The sequence below is a fragment of the Pseudomonas sp. PS01270 genome (genome assembly GCF_029959775.1).
GTDB lineage: Bacteria > Pseudomonadota > Gammaproteobacteria > Pseudomonadales > Pseudomonadaceae > Aquipseudomonas > Aquipseudomonas atacamensis.
The window spans coordinates 18,238-34,402 of record NZ_JASCPT010000059.1 but is presented as its reverse complement, the minus strand read 5'-3'; the positions used below and the strand labels follow the sequence as shown (position 1 = coordinate 34,402).

The following is a 16,165-nucleotide window of genomic DNA, read 5'->3' as shown; positions in this document are numbered from 1 at the left end:
TTTCATCATTTACTGTGGGAGCGAGCTTGCTCGCGAAAGCGGTGTATCAGACGCAGAAATGTTGACTGACATACCGCATTCGCGAGCAAGCTCGCTCCCACAGGGTTTTGTGATTTTCGAGGAGTTTCTGTGCGTTCACTGTTCTGGCGGATTCTTGCGAGCTTCTGGCTGGCCATCGCTCTGGTAGCCGGGCTGTCGATTCTGCTCGGGCACATGCTCAATCAGGACGCGTGGATTCTCAGCCGCCATCCCGGCCTCAACACACTGGCCGCAGAATGGACGCAGACTTACGAAACCCAAGGCGAGGAAGCCGCCCAGGACATCCTCGAACAACGCAAACGCCAGTATCACATCGACGTTCAGGTGCTCAACGAAACCGGCGATCCGGTGGTGCGTGGCACCTTCCCGCGCCGCGCCGCAGCATTCGAAGCGCGGCAGAACAACGATGACCGCCGCCTGCCATGGCGGCGTCTGACCGACGAGATCACCAGTGAAAAAACCGGTGATACCTACCTGTTCATCTACCGCATCCCGCACCCGGAACTCGACGCCTGGCACCGCGAAAGCCTGCTCTGGCCGCTGAGTGCGCTGGGCATCGCGCTGGTGGTGCTGACCCTGTTCAGTTTGCTCGTGACTTTCTCTATCACCCGCCCACTGAGTCGCTTGCGCGGCGCGGTGCATGATCTGGGGCAGACGACTTATCAACAGAACAGTTTGGCGAAACTGGCCAACCGCCGCGACGAATTCGGCGTGCTGGCCACCGATTTCAACCGCATGGGTGCGCGCTTGCAAAGCCTGATCGGCAGTCAGCGCCAGTTGCTGCGCGATGTCTCCCATGAACTGCGCTCACCACTGGCGCGCCTGCGCATCGCGTTGGCTTTGGCCGAGCGCGCCAACCCTGAAGAGCGCGAAAAACTGTGGCCACGCCTGACCCGCGAATGCGATCGGCTGGAGGCGTTGATCAGTGAAATTCTGGTGCTGGCGCGAGTCGATGCCGACAATGCCAGCGCTGAAGAAGTCGACCTGAATGCGTTGCTCGCCGCGCTGCAAAAGGATGCGCAGCTCAGCTCCCCCGAGCAGACCGTACGCCTGCAAGCCGAGCCGCAGCTGAATCTCAAAGGCTGGCCGACGATGATCGAACGCGCGGTAGATAATCTGCTGCGCAACGCCCAGCGCTTCAACCCGAGCGATCAGCCGATCGAATTGCACGCTACGCGGCAGGGAGAGCGGATTGTCATCAGCGTGCGCGACCACGGGCCGGGGGTGCAGACCGAACATCTGAGTCAGTTGGGCGAGCCGTTCTATCGGGCGCCGGGGCAGACCGCTGCCGGGCATGGCCTGGGGCTGGCGATTGCCAAACGGGCGGCAGAACGGCATGGCGGCACGCTAACGCTGGCCAATCATCCGCAGGGTGGCTTTGTGGCGAGTCTGGAATTGCCGTTGGTACCGGGAGTCGTGGTCCAGCCCTGAAAAAGCCCCTCACCCCAACCCTCTCCCGGAGGGAGAGGGGGCCGACCGAGTTGTCTGCCGTTGTGCATCGACCTGAAAGACCGAGTCGATTATGGACTCGCAGAAACAACACGTCCGGTATCCCGACTCTGGATTCAGCGAAGGTCGCTCAGGTCGGTGTAACTCCAAAGCATCCCCCAATCAGTCCCCTCTCCCTCTGGGAGAGGGTTAGGGTGAGGGGCTTTTGATCTTCAGGCTTTACCGGGCCAGGCGCTGACGAACTCAGCCAGATCAACCTTCTCCGCCACGCGCGGCTCTTTCTGCGGCGTGCCGAGATAGAGGAACGCGATCACTTCCTCGCCTTCCACCAGTCCCAGACCTTCGGCCACATGCTTGGAGTACGCCAGATCCCCGGTGCGCCACACCGCGCCAATCCCCTGCGCATACGCCGCAAGCAAGATACCGTGGGCCGCACAGCCGGCCGTGAGCAGTTGCTCGGCCTTCGGGTATTTCACGTGTTCCTGCAATTTCGCGATGACCACAACCACCAGCGGCGCGCGCAGTGGGCCGTTGCGAGCCTTATCGATCATCGCTTCGGTGACTTCGCCGGCTTGCTGGCGGGCCGCCTCGGCCAGCAACTCGCCCATTTGCTCACGCGCTGCGCCTTCGACGGTCAAAAAGCGGTACGGCTGCAAGTGCCCGTGATCCGGGGCACGCAAGGCCGCGCCGAACAGGGCTTCGCGCTGCTCGGCAGTGGGGGCCGGTTCGACCAGTCGGGGAACGGAAACACGGTTGAGCAACGCGTCGAGAGCCTGCATCGGCCACCTCCTTTGAAAAATGTGCGGCTATTCTAGCTTCATCTGCGCAGCGCCTGCCGGTTTACATGCCTTGCCCCACAGGTAGAATGGCGCCCTTCTCCCACCAGCCCGAGCGGATTTCATGGCGTTGCCGACCTTACGGATCATTGGTTTTATCATCGGCATCTTCCTGATAACCCTGGCTGTGGCCATGGTCGTGCCGATGGCCACGCTGGTGATTTTCGAGCGCACCAGCGACCTGCCGTCGTTCCTCTGGGCGAGCATGATCACCTTCGTCGCTGGCCTCGCTCTGGTGATACCCGGCAGACCCGAACACATTCACCTGCGCCCGCGCGACATGTACCTGCTGACGGTCAGCAGCTGGCTGGTGGTGTGCATTTTCGCCGCGCTGCCGTTTCTGCTGACCCAGCACATCAGCTACACCGACTCGTTCTTCGAAAGCATGTCCGGCATCACCGCCACCGGCTCCACCGTGCTCAACGGCCTGGACAACATGTCGCCGGGAATTCTGATGTGGCGGTCGCTGCTGCACTGGATCGGCGGCATCGGCTTTATCGGCATGGCCGTGGCGATTCTGCCGCTGCTGCGCATCGGTGGCATGCGTCTGTTCCAGACCGAATCCTCGGACCGCTCGGAGAAGGTCATGCCGCGCTCGCACATGGTGGCGCGGCTGATCGTGGCGGCCTACGTCGGCATTACCATTCTCGGCAGCCTAGCGTTCTGGTGGGCCGGGATGAGCCCGTTCGATGCGATCAACCACGCGATGTCGGCGATTTCCACCGGTGGTTTCTCGACCTCCGACCAGTCGCTGGCCAAGTGGACGCAACCGGGGGTGCACTGGGTGGCGATCGTCATCATGATCCTCGGCAGCCTGCCGTTCACCCTGTACGTGGCGACGCTGCGCGGCAACCGCCGTGCGTTGATCAGGGATCAACAGGTGCAGGGTTTGCTGGCAATGCTGCTGGTGACCTGGCTGGTGCTCGGCACCTGGTACTGGTGGACCACCAAGCTGCATTGGCTGGAAGCGCTGCGGCATGTGGCGCTGAACGTGACCTCGGTGGTCACCACCACCGGCTTCGCCCTCGGTGACTACAGCCTGTGGGGCAACTTCTCGCTGATGCTGTTTTTCTATCTGGGCTTTGTCGGCGGCTGCTCAGGTTCGACGGCGGGCGGGATCAAGATTTTCCGTTTCCAGGTCGCCTACATCCTGCTCAAGGCCAACCTCAATCAGCTCATCCACCCGCGCGCGGTAATCAAGCAGAAGTACAACGGTCACCGCCTCGACGAAGAAATTGTCCGTTCGATCCTGACCTTCTCGTTCTTCTTCGCCATCACCATCTGCGTGATCGCGCTGCTGCTGTCGCTGCTCGGGGTCGACTGGATGACCGCGCTGACCGGCGCCGCCAGCACCGTGTCCGGCGTCGGCCCGGGTCTGGGCGAAACCATCGGTCCGGCCGGCAACTTCGCGACGCTGCCGGATGCGGCGAAGTGGATTCTGTCGTTCGGCATGCTGCTCGGCCGACTGGAGATCATTACGGTGTTTGTGCTGTGTATTCCGGCGTTCTGGCGTCATTGACCGCGTCCGGCACCTGCGTCAGGCGCAAGCGGTACTCGCCGGGCGTGGTGTCGAACCAGCGGCGAAACGCGCGGAAGAAGTTGCTCGGGTCGGCAAAGCCCAGCAGATAGGCGATTTCCAGTAAGGTCATGCTCGGTTGCGCCAGATATTGTTCGGCCAGTTCACGGCGGGTGTCGTCGAGCAATTGCTGGAAACTGGTGCCCTCCTCCTGCAAGCGCCGCTGCAAAGTGCGCTGCGACAGGTGCAGCGTCTGCGCCACGGTGTCGCGCTTGGGCTCGCCCTGGGGCAGCAAACGACACAGCACCTGGCGTGCCCGGTGTGTCACGCGACTCTCGGAGAACCGCGCCAGATATTCCCCGGCAAAGCGATCATGCAACAGCGCCATGGCTTCATTGGCGGTCGGCAGCGGCGCCTCCATGTCGGCCCGTTCGAAGATCAACGCGTCGTATGGCGCGTTGAACACCAGCGGTGCGTGAAAGGCTTCTTTATAAGGTTGCAGGTTTGTCGGCTGATCGCCCTGAACCAACACTTTGACCGGGTGCAGCGGGCGCCCGGTCAGCCAGCCGCACAGCGCCAGTGCACAGGCCAGTGACGCTTCGGCGCTCTGCCGGGTCGGCGGTAGATGATCGCCGTGCACGGTAAGAATCAGCGCGTAACCTTCCTCGAGCAGGCGAAAGCTCAGGTCAGCGCTTTCGGCAATGATGCGTTGATAGCGCACCAGACGCTGGAAGCCTTCAGCCAGGGTATTGCTCGACATCAGCGCATAGCCGGCGACATGAAATGAGGCCGGGCGCACCACTTTGCCCATGTTCAGGCCGATCGCGGGGTTGCCGGAAACCTCGACCGCGCGCTGCCAGAGCCGGGTCATGGAGTCTTGCGGGAAGCGTGCATCCGGATCTTCAAGGGCGCTGAAATCCAGCCCCAGCTGCCTGAACAGTACCCGGCAATCCAGGCCGTCCATCTCCAGTGCTTTGACAATCCCCATCGCCCAGCTTGCAGAAGTCGTTCGTTCGCTCATGGTTGTTATTCTTTTACATGACGGGCTGCAGATAACCGCCCTATTTGCGAAGGATACTAAAGTGGCGCCGATTGTCACTGGCCCACGCCAATGATCACTCTAGACTCAAATAAGCTGCCCGACGCACAACTTGTCGCCAGAACAATCACCACAGAGAGCGCGGTCGTGGAAAACATCAAGCAGTTCAACAGCTTCGCCGAGTTCTATCCGTATTACCTCGCCGAACACAGCAACAGCACCTGCCGTCGTTTGCATTTCATCGGCACTTCTCTGGTCATCTTCATTCTCGCCCTGAGCATCGCCAAAGGCGCCTGGCTGCTGTTGCTGGCGTTGCCTGTGGCCGGTTACAGCTTTGCCTGGATCGGCCATTTCTTTTTCGAGAAAAACCGCCCGGCGACATTTCAGCATCCGCTGTACAGCCTGCTCGGCGATTTCGTCATGTACCGCGACATGATTCTCGGTCGCGTGGCGTTCTGAATGAGGGTCTGCCAATGAATGCCCATGCTCGCTTCACCCATATGAAGGACGGCACCGAGGAAGACTGGGCGATTATCGCCGCCGATTTCAGTGCCTGTGCCAGACAGCTGCCATCGCGGATCCTCGCGCATTTGAAGCTGCTTGAAGGCGACTTCGGTGGTTTCCCGGTGGATCGCCTGACCCACTCGTTGCAAACCGCGACCCGCGCGTTTCGCGACGGGCGTGACGAGGAATACGTGGTCTGCGCGCTGTTGCACGACATTGGCGACACCCTCGGTTCCTACAACCATCCGGACATCGCCGCAGCGATTCTCAAGCCGTTCGTGAGTGCGGAAAATCTGTGGATGGTGGAGAAGCACGGCATCTTTCAGGGCTATTACTTCTTTCATCACCTGGGCATGGATCGGCATTTGCGCGAGCAATTCAAGGACCATCCGCAGTTCCACGCCACTGCCGAGTTCTGTGCCAAATACGATGCGGCGGCGTTTGATCCGGCGTATGACACGCTGCCGCTGAGCTTCTTCGAGCCAATGATGGAGCGGCTGTTTGCGCAGCCGAAGAACTCGATTTACAAGGCTGCGATGCAAGAACACAGCCCGGCCTAAGACCACATGTGGGAGCGAGCCTTCTCGCGAAAGCGCTGTATCAGGCACAGAAGTTTCGTCTGACGCTACGCCTTCGCGAGCAGGCTCGCTCCCACAGGGTGCTTTTTCGCTCAGGCGATTTCGGCAACTTTGGCAGCTTTCAATTGCGCCTCTCGCGCCTGGGCATCCGCCAATCGATACAACTCGATCGTGCCGTCCCAATGCTCGATCAACGCGGTGCACGATTCGACCCAATCGCCGCAATTGAGGTAGTCCACCTCCCCCACCTTGCGAATCTCGGCATGGTGAATATGCCCGCAAACCACGCCATGCAGTTCGCGCTTCACGCATTCGTGGGCGATGGCTTCTTCAAAGTCGCTGATGAAACTGACGGCGGTCTTGACCTTGTGTTTCAGGTACGCCGACAGCGACCAGTAACCGTAGCCATAGCGGGCGCGCCAGTGATTGAGCCAGCGGTTGAGGGTCAGGGTGAATTCGTAGGCGGAGTCGCCGAGAAACGCCAGCCAGCGGTGATAGCGAGTAATCACATCGAACTGATCGCCGTGAATCACCAGCAAATGCCGGCCATCGGCGGTGACATGCACCGCTTCGTCGACCAACTGGATATTGCCCAGAATCAGCTTCGAATAGCGCCGCAGGAATTCGTCATGGTTGCCGGTGACGTAGATGACCTCGGTGCCGCGCTTGCTCATGGTCAGCAGACGGCGGATGACGTTGGTGTGCGCTTGGGGCCAGTACATGCCGCTGCGCAGTTTCCAGCCGTCGATGATGTCACCGACCAAATAAACCTTGTCGGCGTGGTAGCCCTTGAGAAATTGCGACAAGTGCTCGGCCTGGCAATCCCGGGTGCCCAGGTGCACATCGGAGATCCACAGGGTTCGCACCCGTTGTTTGCGGCTGGGTCGGGCGAGCTCGGCGCTGGTCATGGGCAACCCTCTGCGATGTTTTCGCCAGCTTGCGCGCGCCCGGTTAATCGACCGTGACAAGCGTGAGTCAGTCGTGTGACAGCGCATCCGGCGTACGGCGGTGTAGACTGAGGGCCACTTCGGAGACAACCTGCCATGCGACCGATCCTCACCCTGCGCCAGTACACCCGCGACCTCATTGTGCACAGCCACGAGCACCCGCAGTTGGTGTTCGGGCTGTCCGGTGCGCTGGATTTCGAGGTCGAGGGCTGTGGCAGCCAAGTGCGTCAGCAGAGTGTCGTGGTGGTTCCGTCCGGCGCTCATCATGCCTGCGACAGTCCCCAAGGCAGCAGCTGCCTGGTGCTCGACATCCCTGAAGGGCAATGGGTGCAGGACTCGCTGGGCGCGCATGCCGAGGCCAGTCGCCGCTTGCTCGATCATCCGGGGCGGCTGTCGCTGGACTCGGGGCAGAGCCAATTGGTCAGCTGGCTGGCGAACAGTCCGGTCAGCGATCCGTTGATCGCGCAGCAAGGCGCGGTGTTGCTGCTGGCCAGTCTCAATCACGCGCAACCTGCCGAACTCCGCGCGCGTCGCCTGCCCTACGCCGCGCTGGATGCGCACATCGAGCAATACGCCGGCTATCCGCTGCAAGTCGCTGACCTGGCGCGCGTGGCCGGGTTGTCCAGTGCGCGCCTGCACGCACGGTTCATGGCCGAATGCGGACAGACGCCGATGGATTACATCCGCAGTCGACGCCTGCATCTCGCGGTGCAACTGCTGCGCGACACTGCGTTACCGATTGGTGAAGTAGCCAGTCGCGTCGGTTACAGCTCGCAGAGTGCGTTCTCGGCCGCAGTCCTACGTGAGTTCGGCTCGTCGCCCGGACATCTTCGGCGCGATTCCTGCGACAAAAGACGATAGCCTGCCGACAGACTTGCAGGCCGAGACACGGTTCAATGGCCCCATGAAGTTGAACCTGAAAAAAGGAATGCAATGACTCCGCGTACCGCCCTCGGCGCTCTGCATATTGGCGCTTTGATGTTTGGCCTGACCGGTGTGTTCGGCAAACTCGCTGCCGCATCCCCTGCTGTGATCGTCTTTGGACGTGCGGCTTTTGCCGTGCTCGCCCTGGCATTTTTCGCCCGTTTCTTCAGCCAGCATGGTTGGCAGAAACTTCAGGCCGTGGACTGGCGGCGCCTCGCCCTCAGCGGCGTGTTGCTGGCTGGGCACTGGGTGAGTTTTTTCGTATCGGTGAAGATCGCCGGGGTGGCCATCGCCACCTTGGGCTTTGCCAGTTTTCCGGCGTTCACGGTGATTCTCGAAGGATTGATCTTCCGCGAACGCATCCGCCCCAATGAAATCGTCCTGGTGGTATTGGTCAGCATCGGTCTGGTGCTGGTGACGCCCGCATTCGATCTGGGCAGTGGCGCGACCGTCGGCTTGCTATGGGCCGTACTGTCCGGCCTGCTGTTTTCCCTGCTGTCGCTGACCAACCGCGCCAGTTCCGGACGCATCCCGGCGGTGCAGGCGGCGCTGTGCCAGAACGTCGTCGTGGCGTTGTGTCTGTTGCCGGTCGCGGCGCCGCAGTTGAGTCAGGTTCGAGCGCTGGACTGGTTGTGGATCGCCCTGCTCGGAGTGTTCTGCACGGGCGTGGCGCACAGCCTGTTCGTCGCCAGTCTGGCGGTGATCAAAGCGCGCACGGCGGCGGTGGTGTTCGCCATGGAGCCGGTCTACGGCATCACCATCGCCTGGCTGCTGTTCAGCGAAACCCCGACCCTGCGGATGCTCATCGGTGGCGCGTTGATCATCGTCGCGATTGTGGTGTCGGCGCGGATGTCAGGCTCGGCCGACAAGAAAACCGTCGCCGCCGAGGCCGCCTCTCACTGAGTGCGGTCGTTGTGGCCGAGGTCGCGGTCAGGATCGATCTGATCGCGCACTCGCTGTTTCAATACCTTGGCCTCAGGAAAACCACCGTCGGCCTTGCGCTCCCAGATCTGCACACCCGCACAAGTGATGTGAAACACCCCGCCGGTGCCCGGCACCAATGACACTTTGCCCAAGTCATCAGCGAAGGTGCTGAGCAGTTCCTGAGCCAGCCACGCCGCGCGCAGCAGCCACTGGCATTGAGTGCAATAAGTGATGACAACTTCGGCTTTGGCGACGGTCATGATCGCTGAAACTCCTGAGACAGAGGGCGCCGCTATAATAGCCGGCTTTACCGCTTGCCCCGAGACTCACAATGCGCCGTTTGCTGTTCTGCCTGCTGCTTGGTTTCCTTCCTCTGCTGGTTCACGCCAGTGAAGCGCCACGACCGAAAATCGGCCTGGTGCTGTCCGGCGGCGCTGCGCGGGGGCTGGCGCACATCGGCGTGCTCAAGGCGCTGGAAGAACAAGGCATCAGGATCGACGCGATTGCCGGCACCAGCATGGGCGCGGTGGTCGGTGGGCTGTACGCCTCGGGCTACAAGATCGATGAACTGGAAAAACTCGCCCTGAGCATCGACTGGCAAGCGGCGCTGTCCGACGCGCCGCCGCGTGAGGACGTGCCATTTCGACGCAAGCAGGACGACCGCGACTTTCTGGTGAAGCAGAAACTCAGCTTCCGCGACGACGGCAGCCTCGGCCTGCCATTGGGGGTGATTCAGGGCCAGAACCTCGCACTGTTGCTGGAAAGCCTGTTGGCGCACACCAGCGACACCCGCGACTTCGACAAACTGCCGATCCCGTTTCGCGCCGTGACCACCGACATCGCCAATGGCGAGAAAGTGGTGTTTCGCAAAGGCCACCTGCCGCAGGTGATCCGCGCGAGCATGTCGATCCCGGCGGTATTCGCCCCGGTCGAGCTCGATGGGCGCCTGCTGGTGGACGGCGGTATGACCGACAACATCCCGCTGGATGTCGCGCGGGAAATGGGCGTCGACATTGCCATCGTCGTCGATATCGGCACGCCGCTGCGCAACCGCAAGCAACTGACTACCGTGGTGGACGTGCTCAATCAGTCGATCACCTTGATGACCCGGCGCAACTCCGAAGAACAACTGGCGACTCTGCATGCCAATGACGTGTTGATCCAGCCTGCGCTGGCCGCGTTCGGCGTGACCGATTTCGGCAAGGCTCAAGAGATGATCGACGCCGGTTACCGCGCCACGCGGATCCTCGATGCGCGGCTGGCGCAACTCAAGCCGACGGAAACCCAGGACGCGGAACTGAACGCCGCGCGCCAGCCGGGGCAGCGCACACCGATCATTACCGCGATCCGGGTCGAAAACGATTCGAAAGTCGACGATGATGTGATTCGCTATTACATCCGCCAACCGATCGGCGCGCCGCTGGACCTGGGCCGCCTGCATTCGGACATGGGCACGCTGTACGGCCTCGATTACTTCGATCAAGTGCGTTACCGCGTGGTGCACAAAGGCCAGGATCACACCCTGGTCATCAGCGCCAGCGGCAAACGCAGCGGCACCGATTACTTGCGGGTCGGTTTGAATCTGTCGGACGACATGCGCGGCGACAGTGCTTTCAACCTCGGCGCCAGTTACCGCGTCAACGGCATTAACCGCCTCGGCGCGGAATGGCTGACCCGCGCGCAGATCGGCGACAAGCAGGAGCTGTACAGCGAGTTCTATCAGCCGCTGGACGTCGGGTCTCGCTACTTCGTCGCGCCCTATGGGTCGTTCGAGGCGCAGAACGTTGATTCGGTGCTGGATAACGATCCGATCGCGCAGTATCGGGTCGAGCGCTACGGCTTCGGCCTCAACCTCGGCCGGCAGATCGGCAACAACGGTGAAGTGCGACTCGGCGTCGGCCAGGCCTGGGGCAAGGCTGACGTGCGCATCGGTGATCAGGATCTGCCGAGCGAGAGCTTCAACGAAGGCTTCTATACCGTGAAGTATTCCTACGACTCGCTGGACAACGTCTACTTTCCGCACGAGGGCAAGGATGTCAGCCTGACCTTCGCCCAGTTCGAACCGGGCCTGGGTTCAGACAATCGCTATCGCCAGTGGGAACTGAATTTCGACAAGGCCATGAGCCATGGCCCCGACACGCTGATTCTCGGCGGGCGCTACGGTCGCACGCTGGACGATGCCAATGTGGTGACCTCAAGCTTCCTGCTCGGCGGCGCGCGGCAGTTGTCGGGGTTCCGAGAGGATGCGCTGTCCGGGCAGAACGTCAGCCTGATGCGCGCCGTGTACTACCGCCGCCTGACGCCGCGCTCGTACCTGCCGCTGGACTTCCCGCTGTACGCCGGCGCCTCGCTGGAACGCGGTCGGGCGTGGAACAACGACAATGAATTCGACAGCGGCTACATCAATGCCGCGAGTGTGTTTATCGGCTTCGACACGCCGCTGGGGCCGTTGAACTTCACGTATGGGTTGAATGATGCGGATGAGCAGGCGGTTTATCTGAATCTGGGGCAGACGTTCTGACGCCTTCGCGAGCAGGCTCGCCCCCACAATGGAATGCGCTCTATCCTGTGGGAGCGAGCCTGCTCGCGAAGGCGGTCTCGGGTGAACGCGAAATCCGTTGGCGCTCAGCGAATCCCCGCCAACAACGTCCTTGCCGTCTGCTTCAACGGCTCATCCCCTTCCCTGAGCAATTCATTGAGCAGCGCGATCGCACTGTCGATGTCGCCGTCGTCGATACAGGTTTGTGCCTGTTCGAGCTTGCCGGCGGCCTCGGTGTCAGCGTCGGTGGACTCGGGCAATTGCAGATCCAGAGGTTCCAGCGCCAGTGACGACTCGGGATCGCCGAACTCATTGAGGAAGTCATCGTCGAGCGGCTGAGCGTCGGGTTCGGGTACCCATTCAAGCTCGGCTTCTTCGGCAGGTGCAGCCTGTGGCAGGTCAAAATCGACGGGGAGCACTGACAGGCTGGTGCCCAGCGCCGGATCATCGATCGGCGGTGCGGCGGAATCGGTGCGACTGTCGTCCAGATCCCAATTTGAATCCATCGACAGCTCGCCCAGATTCAATTCGAAATCATCCTCGAGAGCGCCGGGCGACGATGCGAGCGGCGCGGCTGCGGTCGCTGCCAAGGCCACGGGCAGTTCGGGCGGTATTGGCGTTGCCGCAAATACCGCCGGTGCGGCGCCTGCCAGTTTTGGATGGCGAGCGCGGATTTCAATCAGTTCACGGTCATCGACGCCAAGCGCACGCAGGCGGTTTTCCTGCTGTTCAAAAGCGCCGCTGTCCCCCTGGCGCCCAAGAACCTCCAGCAACTGCAAACCGAGATCGGTGCGTTCTGGCTCCTTGTGCAAGGCATCGCGCAGCAGCCCGGCCGCTTCGCTGAGTCGACCGTAGGCCAGATAGATACCCACGGCCTCAAGCACGTCGCCGGCACCGGGCTCGTCACGATGATCAGCGGCCGCGTGTGCACCGACAGATTGTTGAAGCTCGGGCTCGTCGACTTCTTCTTCGGTGCTCACAGGCAATAGCGGCGTCGGCGTGCCATCTGCTGTGGAACGTTGCTGACGGCGGCGTATGAGCAACGCTGCCAGCACGCCCAGCAGCAATATCAGTCCGCCGAGCAGCGGCCAATTCACGCCATCGTCTGCCGCCTCGACCGGGGCTGAAACAACGGCCGGAGCCGGCGCGACCACAGGTGGTGGCGGCGCTTTCTGCACTTCGGCCAGACGGGTTTGCAACTCCTCGATCTGCTTCTTGCCGTCGGCTATTTGCACTTGCTGCTCTTGCAGCCTGAGGTTCTGTTCGTCGAGGGTCTTTTGCAGTTGCTGGGTGAGCAGCACGCTGGCGGCCAGTTGCTCGGCCTGCGCATCGTTGGCAGGTGCCGCCGGCGTTGGCGGCACAGGCGCCGCAGAACGTTTGCCTTGGGCTGCCTGGGGCGGCGCGGTAACCGGTTCGACAGCTGGAAATTCGGAGGATTGCGGGCGCGGATCCGGCTCGTCGGTGGCGGGCACGATGGCCGGCGAACCCGGCGGGTCGATCAGCACGGTGTACTCGCGCAGCAGACGGCCGTTGGGCTGATCGAGCTGCACGAGGAAATTCAGGAAAGGTTCGTTGACCGGTTTTCCGGACGTCACCCGGATCACCTTGCGGCTGCCGCGCAGGATCGGAGTGAATTTGAGGTCATTGAGAAAGAACACCCGCTCGACGCCGGCCCGGCCGAATTCATTCGCCGAAGCCAGGCTGGCCGAGAGATCGTTTTGCGTCAACGTGCCGACATCGACCAGCGCGATGTCGGCCTTGAACGGCTGATTGAGGGCTGAGTGAACAGTGATTTCGCCCAACCCCAACGCCATCGACCAGGTCGAATAGCTTAATACGCCAGCGAGCAGCAGCCATTTGGCGCCCCCGCGCAGCACGTGCCGACTTGCGAGCATGAGCATCCCTTAAATAAGCAAAACCGGTTTCTATGCGTTCGCACATCCGGTACGAACACGATATTGCCCAGTAGTTCTTATAGTCGGCTCAGCGCGATCTCTCAAAAAATCACTGGCGGGATGTGCCTCAAGATTTTTCCAGGTTGGCCAGAATGTGCCCGTGTACGCGCATGCACACCTTCAAATCCGCCTCGTCGACGCCCTCGAACAATTCGTGGCGCAGCTGCGTGGCAATGGTTTCGATCTGTTCGATCAGGGGCAGCGCAGGTGCGCAGAGCACGATTTTTTTCGCCCGACGGTCTTCCATCACTGACTGGCGTTGCACCAGTCCCTGGTTTTCCAGACTATCGAGCAAGCGCGCCAGGGTCGGGCCTTCGACGCCGACACTCTGCGCCAGTTCGCGTTGGGTCGGTGCCTCTTCAAAACGCGCCAGATGCAGCAGCACCAGCCAGCGCGCCTGCGACAGGCCCAGCCCGGCGAGACGACGATCCAGTTCGGCACGCCAGCCACGGGACATCTGGGCCAGTTGCATACCAAAGCGATGTTGATCGGTTAACGGCATAAAACACTCACGGTTAGACTGAAAATACGGAAAATCTAATTATTAGTCAGCTAAGCATGGGCGGCAGTTATAGGCAAGAGTCGCTCTGTACTGAATCGTTACAACTGCACGGGGCTTGGCGCATACGTCGTTTCACATCTCGAATTCAGACTGCAAAGCCGCCCGCACGCAATACAGCACGCCTTCCGGTACTCGCCCGGCAAACAGCTCAGCCACTTCAGCGACGGACGGCAACTCGCCCTCCCCGTCGAGGAACGCGTCCTGCACTTCGCCCATCAGCTCTTCTGGCAAATCCAGCGCCTGCTCCAGCGACAATTGCTGCTTGCCGATGGCTTCGGCGAGCATGGCGTAGACGTTCTTCTCCGAGCATTGCAACTGCCCGGCGATCTGCAGCGGGGTCATGCCGGCGCGGGCCAGGGTGATCAGCTCGTGACGGACATCGGCGACCACCTTCGGCGCCTCCGCCTCGCCGCCGAGCACTTCGAGGAAGGCTTCGCCATAGCGTTCCAGCTTGCGCGCGCCGACGCCGCTGACTCGGGCCATTTCCGCCAGCGAGGTCGGCTGGCTGCGGAGCATTTCCAATAGCGTCGAGTCGGGGAAGATGACGTAAGGCGGAACGCCGTGTTCTTCGGCCAGCTTGCGCCGTAGTGCGCGCAAGGCTTCCCACTGTTCGCGTTCCTCGCCGCGCACCAGTTGGCTGGCCTGGCTCTTGCTGCCCGTTTTGGCAGTGACTTGCGGTTTCAGGTCGCGGCGCAGTTCCAGCTTCACTTCGCCTTTGAGCAGCGGCCGGCAACTGTCATTAAGACGCAGACCGCCATAACCCTCGTGATCGACATCGGCCAACCCACGCGCCACCAACTGGCGGAACAGCGAGCGCCACTCGCTCTCGCTCAGCGCCTTGCCAACGCCGAACACTGACAGATGCTGATGGCCAAAGCTGCGCACCTTTTCGTTGTCCTTGCCCAGCAACACGTCGACCAGATGACCGACGCCATAGCGCTGGCCGGTGCGGAAAATCGCCGACAAGGCCTGACGTGCAGGCTCGGTGGCGTCCCAGGTCTGCACGCCGTCGACACAGTTGTCGCAATGCCCGCACGGTTCGGGCATGTCTTCATCGAAATAGGCCAGCAACGCCTGTCGGCGGCAGCGGGTTTCTTCGCACAGCGAGAGCATGGCGTCGAGCTTGTGCTGCTCCAGACGCTTGTGCCGCTCGTCGCCTTCAGAGTTCTGCAGCATCTGCTTGAGCATCACCACGTCTTGCAGACCGTAAGCCATCCACGCATCCGCCGGCAGCCCGTCACGGCCGCCGCGCCCGGTTTCCTGGTAATACGCTTCGAGGGATTTAGGCAGATCAAGGTGCGCGACGAAGCGTACGTTGGGCTTGTCGATGCCCATGCCGAACGCCACGGTGGCGACCATGATCAGGCCTTCCTCGTTGAGGAAGCGCTTCTGGTGATAGGCGCGCAGATCATTGGGCAGACCGGCGTGATACGGCAGCGCCGGGAAGCCCTGCTCGCTGAGGAACGCCGCAACTTCTTCGACCTTCTTGCGCGACAGGCAATAAACGATGCCGGCATCGCTGCGCCGTTCGGCGAGGAACGCCAGCAACTGTTTGCGCGGCTGCTCCTTGGGCACGATGCGATAGAAGATGTTTGGGCGGTCGAAGCTCGACAGGAAGCGCTCGGCGTTCTGCAGGTGCAGGCGATCGACAATTTCTTCGCGGGTGCGCTTGTCGGCGGTCGCGGTGAGGGCAATGCGCGGAACGTTGGGGAACAGCTCTGCCAATTGACCCAGTTGCAGGTATTCGCGGCGGAAATCGTGGCCCCATTGCGATACGCAATGCGCTTCGTCGATGGCGAACAAGGCGATTTCCAGGCTTTGCAGGAATGCCAGCATGCGCGGCTGCACCAAGCGCTCGGGCGCCAGATAGAGCATTTTCACTTCACCGCGTTTGATCCGCAGAGCGAGATCGCGCTGCTGCTCGGCACTCAGCGTGGAGTTCAGCGCAGCGGCGGCCACGCCCAGTTCTTCGAGGGTGGCGACCTGATCGTCCATCAGCGCGATCAACGGCGACACGACCACCGCCAGACCTTCACGCAACAGCGCCGGCACCTGGAAGCACAACGACTTGCCGCCACCGGTAGGCATCAGCACCAGCGCATCACCGCCGCTGGCCACGCGCTCAATGATCGCACCCTGACGGCCACGGAAACTGTCGTAGCCGAAGATGTCCTTGAGGACGCGTTGAGCCTGTTCGAGCATAAAAACTCCAAAAATCTACCGATACATCCCTGCTCAGGCTGGTTCAGAGCAGCTTCGGCTGCTTAAACAAAACGTAAGAACACATTGCATGACCAGCGCAGCGCCGGCAGGGATCGCAAAACGCGGCAGTATACCCGAGGCCTTCGCCGCA

The 16,165-nt window shown here is 61.6% G+C and carries 14 protein-coding genes; 7 read left to right on the top strand and 7 right to left on the bottom strand.

The genetic code is table 11. The annotated features are described in order from the left end of the window. Positions 1-129 precede the first annotated feature (129 nt). Positions 130-1,470 carry a HAMP domain-containing sensor histidine kinase gene (locus QMX86_RS16875; protein ID WP_282386687.1) on the top strand — a complete coding sequence of 447 codons (1,341 nt, stop codon included), beginning with the start codon at positions 130-132 and terminating at the stop codon, positions 1,468-1,470. Positions 1,471-1,700: 230 nt separating this feature from the next. On the opposite strand, the gene QMX86_RS16870 is transcribed toward QMX86_RS16875, so the two are convergent. After that, on the bottom strand, positions 1,701-2,267 hold the full coding sequence (locus tag QMX86_RS16870; RefSeq protein WP_073472838.1) for a nitroreductase family protein: 567 nt from the start codon (positions 2,265-2,267) through the stop codon (positions 1,701-1,703). Between the two features lie 121 nt (positions 2,268-2,388). Between QMX86_RS16870 and QMX86_RS16865 the strand changes: the two genes are divergently transcribed. Continuing rightward, on the top strand, positions 2,389-3,843 hold the full coding sequence (locus QMX86_RS16865) for a TrkH family potassium uptake protein (protein ID WP_282386684.1): 1,455 nt from the start codon (positions 2,389-2,391) through the stop codon (positions 3,841-3,843). Here the strand turns inward: QMX86_RS16865 and QMX86_RS16860 are convergent. Beyond that, entirely contained in the window at positions 3,800-4,861 is a 1,062-nt protein-coding gene (locus tag QMX86_RS16860; protein ID WP_205869270.1) for an AraC family transcriptional regulator, read from the bottom strand. The two genes, QMX86_RS16865 and QMX86_RS16860, sit on opposite strands and share 44 nt — an antisense overlap. Before the next feature lie 165 nt (positions 4,862-5,026). Between QMX86_RS16860 and QMX86_RS16855 the strand changes: the two genes are divergently transcribed. Both QMX86_RS16855 and QMX86_RS16850 read left to right on the top strand, forming a co-directional pair. After that, positions 5,027-5,338 (top strand): DUF962 domain-containing protein, encoded by a 312-nt coding sequence (locus QMX86_RS16855; RefSeq protein ID WP_122611674.1) that lies wholly within the window; start codon positions 5,027-5,029, stop codon positions 5,336-5,338. A gap of 14 nt (positions 5,339-5,352) precedes the next feature. After that, positions 5,353-5,943 carry an HD domain-containing protein gene (locus QMX86_RS16850; RefSeq protein ID WP_282386678.1) on the top strand — a complete coding sequence of 197 codons (591 nt, stop codon included), beginning with the start codon at positions 5,353-5,355 and terminating at the stop codon, positions 5,941-5,943. A 110-nt stretch (positions 5,944-6,053) separates the two neighbouring features. On the opposite strand, the gene QMX86_RS16845 is transcribed toward QMX86_RS16850, so the two are convergent. After that, complete coding sequence (locus tag QMX86_RS16845; protein WP_071171397.1) at positions 6,054-6,869, bottom strand: UDP-2,3-diacylglucosamine diphosphatase; 816 nt, start codon at positions 6,867-6,869, stop codon at positions 6,054-6,056. 135 nt (positions 6,870-7,004) lie between these two features. On the opposite strand from QMX86_RS16845, the gene QMX86_RS16840 reads away from it, so the two are divergent. Together QMX86_RS16840 and QMX86_RS16835 are read left to right on the top strand one after the other, a co-directional pair. Continuing rightward, the gene (locus QMX86_RS16840) at positions 7,005-7,769 is read left to right on the top strand and encodes a helix-turn-helix domain-containing protein (RefSeq protein ID WP_130929586.1); all 765 of its coding nucleotides are present in this window, start codon (positions 7,005-7,007) and stop codon (positions 7,767-7,769) included. Positions 7,770-7,841: 72 nt separating this feature from the next. Continuing rightward, positions 7,842-8,735: a DMT family transporter gene (locus QMX86_RS16835; RefSeq protein WP_282386675.1), complete on the top strand. Its 894-nt coding sequence runs from the start codon at positions 7,842-7,844 to the stop codon at positions 8,733-8,735. On the opposite strand, the gene QMX86_RS16830 is transcribed toward QMX86_RS16835, so the two are convergent. After that, entirely contained in the window at positions 8,729-9,016 is a 288-nt protein-coding gene (locus QMX86_RS16830) for a SelT/SelW/SelH family protein (RefSeq protein ID WP_016771139.1), read from the bottom strand. The genes QMX86_RS16835 and QMX86_RS16830 overlap by 7 nt on opposite strands. A gap of 71 nt (positions 9,017-9,087) precedes the next feature. On the opposite strand from QMX86_RS16830, the gene QMX86_RS16825 reads away from it, so the two are divergent. Next, positions 9,088-11,277 carry a patatin-like phospholipase family protein gene (locus QMX86_RS16825; RefSeq protein WP_073472846.1) on the top strand — a complete coding sequence of 730 codons (2,190 nt, stop codon included), beginning with the start codon at positions 9,088-9,090 and terminating at the stop codon, positions 11,275-11,277. A 104-nt stretch (positions 11,278-11,381) separates the two neighbouring features. On the opposite strand, the gene QMX86_RS16820 is transcribed toward QMX86_RS16825, so the two are convergent. From QMX86_RS16820 to recQ, 3 genes are all read right to left on the bottom strand, one after another. Then, positions 11,382-13,190, bottom strand: a complete 1,809-nt coding sequence (locus tag QMX86_RS16820) for a FimV/HubP family polar landmark protein (RefSeq protein ID WP_282385101.1) — start codon at positions 13,188-13,190, stop codon at positions 11,382-11,384. A gap of 127 nt (positions 13,191-13,317) precedes the next feature. Then, a complete protein-coding gene (locus QMX86_RS16815; RefSeq protein WP_016771142.1) occupies positions 13,318-13,752 on the bottom strand; it encodes a MarR family transcriptional regulator in 435 nt (144 codons plus the stop codon). Between the two features lie 132 nt (positions 13,753-13,884). Further along, positions 13,885-16,014 (bottom strand): DNA helicase RecQ, encoded by a 2,130-nt coding sequence (gene recQ / locus QMX86_RS16810; RefSeq protein WP_024012058.1) that lies wholly within the window; start codon positions 16,012-16,014, stop codon positions 13,885-13,887. Positions 16,015-16,165 lie beyond the last annotated feature (151 nt).

Bases quoted from the DNA above. Each gene is read 5' to 3' on its own strand.
- recQ (WP_024012058.1), bottom strand. From the start codon at position 16,014: ATGCTCGAACAGGCTCAACGCGTCCTCAAGGACATCTTCGGCTACGAC.
- QMX86_RS16840 (WP_130929586.1), top strand. From the start codon at position 7,005: ATGCGACCGATCCTCACCCTGCGCCAGTACACCCGCGACCTCATTGTG.
- QMX86_RS16825 (WP_073472846.1), top strand. From the start codon at position 9,088: ATGCGCCGTTTGCTGTTCTGCCTGCTGCTTGGTTTCCTTCCTCTGCTG.
- QMX86_RS16835 (WP_282386675.1), top strand. From the start codon at position 7,842: ATGACTCCGCGTACCGCCCTCGGCGCTCTGCATATTGGCGCTTTGATG.
- QMX86_RS16870 (WP_073472838.1), bottom strand. From the start codon at position 2,267: ATGCAGGCTCTCGACGCGTTGCTCAACCGTGTTTCCGTTCCCCGACTG.
- QMX86_RS16865 (WP_282386684.1), top strand. From the start codon at position 2,389: ATGGCGTTGCCGACCTTACGGATCATTGGTTTTATCATCGGCATCTTC.
- QMX86_RS16850 (WP_282386678.1), top strand. From the start codon at position 5,353: ATGAATGCCCATGCTCGCTTCACCCATATGAAGGACGGCACCGAGGAA.
- QMX86_RS16815 (WP_016771142.1), bottom strand. From the start codon at position 13,752: ATGCCGTTAACCGATCAACATCGCTTTGGTATGCAACTGGCCCAGATG.
- QMX86_RS16820 (WP_282385101.1), bottom strand. From the start codon at position 13,190: ATGCTCGCAAGTCGGCACGTGCTGCGCGGGGGCGCCAAATGGCTGCTG.
- QMX86_RS16830 (WP_016771139.1), bottom strand. From the start codon at position 9,016: ATGACCGTCGCCAAAGCCGAAGTTGTCATCACTTATTGCACTCAATGC.
- QMX86_RS16845 (WP_071171397.1), bottom strand. From the start codon at position 6,869: ATGACCAGCGCCGAGCTCGCCCGACCCAGCCGCAAACAACGGGTGCGA.
- QMX86_RS16860 (WP_205869270.1), bottom strand. From the start codon at position 4,861: ATGAGCGAACGAACGACTTCTGCAAGCTGGGCGATGGGGATTGTCAAA.